3 protein-coding genes are annotated in these 6172 nt (G+C 57.0%); all 3 read right to left on the reverse strand.

Annotated elements, in window-relative coordinates; all coding sequences use genetic code 11:
• Nucleotides 1–25: 25 nt before the first annotated feature.
• Nucleotides 26–3742 carry a calcium-binding protein gene (locus PSEUDOMOFG3G_RS05520; RefSeq protein WP_177500505.1) on the reverse strand — a complete coding sequence of 1239 codons (3717 nt, stop codon included), beginning with the start codon at nucleotides 3740–3742 and terminating at the stop codon, nucleotides 26–28.
• A 138-nt stretch (nucleotides 3743–3880) separates the two neighbouring features.
• The gene (locus PSEUDOMOFG3G_RS05525) at nucleotides 3881–4510 is read right to left on the reverse strand and encodes a LysE family translocator (RefSeq protein WP_047229631.1); all 630 of its coding nucleotides are present in this window, start codon (nucleotides 4508–4510) and stop codon (nucleotides 3881–3883) included.
• A 63-nt stretch (nucleotides 4511–4573) separates the two neighbouring features.
• Nucleotides 4574–5923: an NCS2 family permease gene (locus PSEUDOMOFG3G_RS05530; protein WP_139049416.1), complete on the reverse strand. Its 1350-nt coding sequence runs from the start codon at nucleotides 5921–5923 to the stop codon at nucleotides 4574–4576.
• Between the last annotated feature and the right edge of the window lie 249 nt (nucleotides 5924–6172).

A 6172-nucleotide genomic window follows, 5' to 3' on the forward strand; every position in this document is an offset into this window, starting at 1 on the left:
AAACCGTCGAAGACGTTCTTCAAGGTCAGGTAGGTTCGGGAGATGCCTCAGCCAATGAGAGGAACCAGCTCAATTGCGAGAGCCTTATGCCGAAGACTGCGCTCAGCGCTAACGCCCGCGCAAACATCACTGAGTTGTCCAAAGTGAAGTTTTCTATCAGCTCCACGCATTTTTCCCGCAACAGACGAAGTGTGTCATCACCCAGGGGCGGCGTCTGATTGAGCCCCTCGCGGGCCAGATCCTGATAGATCTTGAGGGCGTGGTCACACAGGTCTGTTTTTCTCAGGTTCGCCGCCTCAATGACTCGGGACTTATCGGTGTCAAGGATCCATTTACGGGTTCTGAGGTTGTAGCTCAGTGTGCCGGGAGACCCATCTTTGACAGCAACGTGAAGAACCTTCAGTTCTTCGGATGTCAGGCTCGACAGTTCGCTGGGCAATGGGATGTTGGGGTCGGTGAGCGGGGCAAAATACCGGCCATCAAGCGCTTCTACATAAACCCGCTCAAACAGGCTGTCGACAGCATGAACAACGCCTTGTGCAGTGATGACTCGTATCGGGTCGACAAGGTCTTCAGCTTCATAGACGGGAAGATGGATGGTCGTTCCACCTATTTGCAGCAGGTTGGAGGACAGTTTTATCTCGACTTGGCCCAGGCGCGTGGCATCCAACTCCCATAGGGAGGCACGGGGTAACCGAGGATTGGCGCCGGCCAATGCACCTGGCGTGGACAGGCGTAGCGTCATGTTCGGGCTCAGGTGAACAAGGTAGGTGGCGCCTTCGCCAATCAGGACTTCGATACCCGTTTGTTCCGTGGGCGATGTCAGCAGGGCGCAGGTTGCCCAGCTGCGCATGTAATAAGGTTTTTTGTCCAAGGGTCGTAGATAGGCGTATTTCTTTTTGGTAGGCGTCAATGGCAATGGAACGTCTGTTTTCCATGCCACCGGATCTTTACCTATGAATGTTTCGTCCAGCAACAGGCCATAGTCGGGCGAGGGTTGGACCATACGGTACGACGAGCCGTCGTTCAGGGTGAGGATAAAAGTATGATGCGAACCGAGGGCGGAAAATGCACGCCGACCGGTCTTCGCGTTTTGCGCGCTATAGCGCTCATCGGAACTTGCCAGATTTTTCAATACGACTTGGCGAACACCAAAGTGCAAGGTCAGGCCACATTCGCCATATTTGATGCTGTCCCCTTCATCTTTCTGAGTGACATGAGCCTTGTAGTAGGCCTCGATACGGGTCAGCTCGGCGTTGGCGTAGTTAAGATGAAGGGTGGTGGAAAATTCGCTTTTTTGTTTGACCTTGAGTGTGGTCAGTTCATTGAGATGTGAAACATAGTAGCTGGTGTCTTTGTCATGGCTGATCGGCTGCTCGCTTCGATCAGGCAGGATAGCCGGGTTGCGGGGTGTGCCTGGCTGCACCACAACTGTTTCAATGTCGAGCGGGCTGCTGGATTCGATCGTATCGGGCAGGTCGGGTACCAAATGGTAGCCATCCTGGGTGATGAACGTCAGTCTGTTGTTTTGTAAGGCTCTTGGAAAAGCAGAGTCTTCATAGACTTCCCTGATGGTGACTTTGCGAAACTCCCGGTCGCTTGCATCAAAGCATGAAGTAATGACCAGATGACCGTCTTCAATTCGCCAGCTTTCAATCAGGTCAGCTCTCCAGTCCAGCGCGATGACGCTGTTGTCCACACCATCTTCGGTGATGGAAACGTGGCCGGGTTTATGAGCGATGGCATAGATATCCTCACCCGGTCCTCCGTCTGCGTTGCGGTTATTTCCATTGAGAATGAAAATTCGGTCATCTCCCGCGCCGGCGTCGATTGAATCGTTGCCGCGGGACCTGATGATGTTTGGGCCGGCTGTCCCCTTGATGATGTTGGCACCGCCCTCGGGAATTTCTACGTTTTCAATGCTTTCAAGGTCCGCGTGGCGATGACGCTTGCTCTGCGTGTCATGACTTTTTTGAGTGATGATGGACACTTGCCCGGCGTCCAGGTCGACCTGGTAACCCAGACGCGGCTCCTGATGACTGCTGCTACGGCCCGACAACACCAGGGTGTCGTTGCCCAAGCCACCTACCAGGTTATTTGCTGACGTTTCACTGAGGGTTTCCGTGGAGCCTTCAAAGATAAACACGTCGTCTTTTGTGCCCCCGGTCAGTTTTTTAACGCCCGCCCCGTAGTGAAAGACGTTTGGCTTGTTTTCGACGCCTTCCACGGTGTCGTTGCCGCCGCCGATGTACCAGTGGATAGCTTTATGTTCGGCCGACGTTTCAATGACTGCGCCGGGCGTCTGAGCCGTAACGCCTTTACGCGCATCGATCCGGTCGTCGTTGTCTTTGATCTTCGGACGGACTGTCGTCGCCCGGTACCTGGCACCGGTCCACCAGTTCCAGGTGTTGTAAGGCACCGGTTCGAGTTCCACGCTGAATGTGCCGTTTACGATTGCCTCAGTGCTGTCTTTCAGTGGGCCTTTGAGCAAGTGCGAGGCATTGGCCTGCAGCAGCTTTGTATGTTCGGCGGTAGCCTTGGCGATGGTGTAGCGATCCTGGATATCTTTGTCAGGGCCCATCGCCCAGAAGGCCAACCAACCGGTGCGCAGACGCTCGTGCACGGTGAGTTCTATATAGTCGTCGATGTCATCGACTTGACGAACCGCGCCCCAGATTTGTGAGCCAACCACCAGGATAAGTCCGGCGGCAAGGCCCACTGGACCGGCTGAACCAAATCCCGCCAGCGCCGCTATGCCAATGGTTAAGGTCATCGCGGCGCTGGTGACGCTCAAGGCTGCGCTGACATAGTGGTCGGTGGCTTCTTTGCCAGTGGCGTGGGCAGCCGCCTTGAAAGAATCAACCGCAGCAATGATATCGAAAGGAAGTGTCAGGACGCTGGCAATCAGCCCACTTCCACGGGCGAGGCGCGTGGCAAAGGTCGTTTTGGCAAAGCCCTCGAGGGAGCGTTGGCCGGCCCTGATCATCTGAGAGGCTTGTCTGGTCACCGCAGCTTCGACACCGATTGAAGCGACTTCGGCGGCCACGCTGGTCCCATTGAAAATGGTCTGGTAGGAGTCCTTGTTACGGATGGCGTCTTGCAGGCCGCGCAGACCGCTATAGATTCCGAAGGCCTGAAGTCCAAGTCCTGTAGGGATGAGGATATTGCTCTTGGTTGTATTTGCCCAACTGAATGCTCCATGGCTAAGCCCTTGTATATCGAGCCTTTGGGCCGATTTCAGGAGTTTTTCCAGCGTGCTCCGATGGCTGGCGGGTTCGGCCTGTGTTTCAGGCGTTTGCCTCAATAATGGGGGCGCGGCGGGTGAGCGCTGGCTCGCCATTTCAAACAGCAACGTGGGCAGCCGATAGTCGTTTGCGTCGGCGGTCAGTTTGAGCCGTGTTTCAATATTGTTTGCGTTGAACTGTAACGAGTTCACGAAAAAACGATTGGGGCTGCGGGAAAAAGTATTGTCGCCGTTCAGCGGCTGTCCATCGGTGGTTGCGCCTAACGCATCCAGGGCTGAACGGGTGACAGTCACGGAACCGATGTGCAGCGGGCCGTAAAGTTTATCGACGATTTCGAGTTGGGCTTGTCTATGTTTGTGCTCCGAACTCAGCTGCGTCCCATCGGCAGTCTTGAAATCGAGTGTTTCGATGGTGTGCTTATTTGTAGGCACGCCTAAGTCGGTAATGACTACGGCATAGTCGTCGGGCACCGGGCCGGGCTGGAAAATCTGGGCCATTGTGAACGTCCTTGTTCAACGATGATTGAGTGGCCCTATATGTAAGATGCTTCCTGGCGGGGTGTATATCGATGGGTTGTTTCTACGTTTTGCGAAAGCCTCGAGTAAAAGATGAGGCTGTTTCGCAAAGTCAGGGACTCAGTGAGTGGACATCAAAGAGGCCGCGCCCGCACCGCCAAAGAGTCCTGCGCTGATGCGGTTGAACCAACTCTGGCCTTTACCCGTTCGCAGATACCGCGCCGCGCCGTGGGCGCCGAGGCCGTAAGCCAGCTTGCAGAGCAGGTCAAGAACGGTCCAGGTGGCGATCATGATCAGCAGTTGCGGCAGGAACGGTTGTTCGGCGCTCAAGAACTGCGGCAGGAAAGCGGCGAAGAACAGAATGTCCTTGGGGTTGCTGGCACCCAGCACGAATGCCCGGCCGAACAGGGCGCGAAAGCGCGGGATGGCGGCGGCTTGGGGCACTTCGGCACCCTGGGACGGCTGGCGCGATTGCTGCCAGCTCTGCCAGGCCAGGTAAAACAGATACAACGCGCCGACCATCTTCAGGGCGCTGAACAGTTGCTCTGACGCCAACAACAGTGCGCCGAGGCCCAGCGCCGATGCGCTCAGCAGGCAAATCGAGGCGATCACGCCACCCAGAAACGCCGGATACGAACGGCGCAGGCCATAGTTCAGGCTGTTGCCGATCATCAGCAACGACAGTGGGCCGGGGATGAGGATCACCACCAGAGCGGCGCCGCTGAACAACAGCCAGGTTTCCAGATTCATTGCTTTGCTCCTGATGCAAGAACGCCTCACCCGACGGGGTGAGGCTGATGAATAATCCCGTGCCTACAAGAAGATGAACTTGGCGATGAAGATCGCGCAGAGCACCCACAGACTGACAGAAATTTCTTTGTGTTTACCCGTGCCGGCCTTAAGCACCACATAGGTGATGAAGCCCAGCGCAATACCGTCGGCGACCGAAAAGGTCAGGGGCATCATGATGGCCGTGACGATGGCCGGGATGCTGTCGGTCGCTTCGTCCCATTCGATGTGGGCCATGCCCCCCATCATCAGCATGGCGACATAGATCAAAGCCCCCGCGGTAGCGTAGGCGGGGATCATCCCGGCCAGGGGTGCGAAGAACATCGCGGCAATAAATAGCACACCAACCGTCACGGCGGTAAGCCCTGTGCGGCCACCCGCCGCGACACCGGCGGCGCTTTCCACATAGCTGGTCACCGGCGGCACGCCGACCATGGCGCCGAACACGCTGGAGGCGCTGTCGGCTTTCAGGGCCTTGGACAGGTTCTCGATCTTGCCATCAGGTTTGACCAGCCCGGCACGCTGGGCAACGCCCATCAGGGTGCCGGCGGTGTCGAACATGTGCACGAACAGGAACGCCAGCACTACGCTGATCATGCTGACGTTGAATACGCCGACCACATCCATCGCCATCCAGGTGGGCGCCAGGCTCGGAGGCGTCGACATGACCCCGTTGTATTGCACCAGTCCCAGGCCCCAACCGGCCAGGGTCACGGCGATGATGCTGATCAGGATCGCGCCGAACACGCGGTGATAGCTGAGCACGGCGATCATCAGGAAACACACCGCAGCCAGTAACGGGCCGGGCTCGTGCAGGGAGCCGAGCTTGATCAGGGTAGCGGGGCTGTCCACGACGATGCCGGCGGTCTTCAGGCCGATCAGTCCGAGGAACAACCCGACTCCCGCACCCATGGCGTAACGCAGACTTACCGGAATGCTGTTGAGCAGCCACTCACGCACCCGCGACAGGGTCAGGAACATGAACAGCACCCCGGAAACAAACACCGCGCCCAATGCGGTTTCCCAGTTGTAGCCCATGGTGCCGACCACGGTGTAGGTGAAAAACGCGTTCAGGCCCATGCCCGGTGCCAGGCCCACCGGCCAGTTGGCGTACAGGCCCATCAACAGGCAACCCAGGGCGGCGGCGATGCAGGTCGCGACGAATGCGGCGCCGTGATCGATGCCGGCGTCGGCCATGATGTTGGGGTTGACGAAAATGATGTAGGCCATGGTGATGAAGGTCGTCAGACCGGCAATCAGCTCGGTCTTCACCGTGGTGCCATGCAAGCTGAGTTTGAAGATGCGCTCCAGCCAACCAGCGCGTAGTGGCGGCGAGAGGTCCAGCGTCCGGGCTTCGGGTTTGCGGCTTTCCACAGCGAGTACTCCTCAAGAGTTTTATTGTTATTTCCAGCACGCCCGCCCCCTGAGGGTGGCGGCGTTGCTTTGAGGCAGGTAAGGCTGGCGAGGTTTTTTGACCTTATGGTCAAGAACTCGCACGAAGCGAATTATGCTTTTGTATACAAATAAAGCAAATAATGTTTTCTATGTTGTCGACGAAAAGTCTGGGAGGTAGGGATATATCGACTGTGAGGACGCCATCGCGAGAAGGCTCGCTCACACAGG

Origin of the sequence: Pseudomonas sp. FG-3G (assembly GCF_901007645.1) — a bacterium.
GTDB classification, from domain to species: Bacteria; Pseudomonadota; Gammaproteobacteria; order Pseudomonadales; family Pseudomonadaceae; genus Aquipseudomonas; species Aquipseudomonas rhizophila.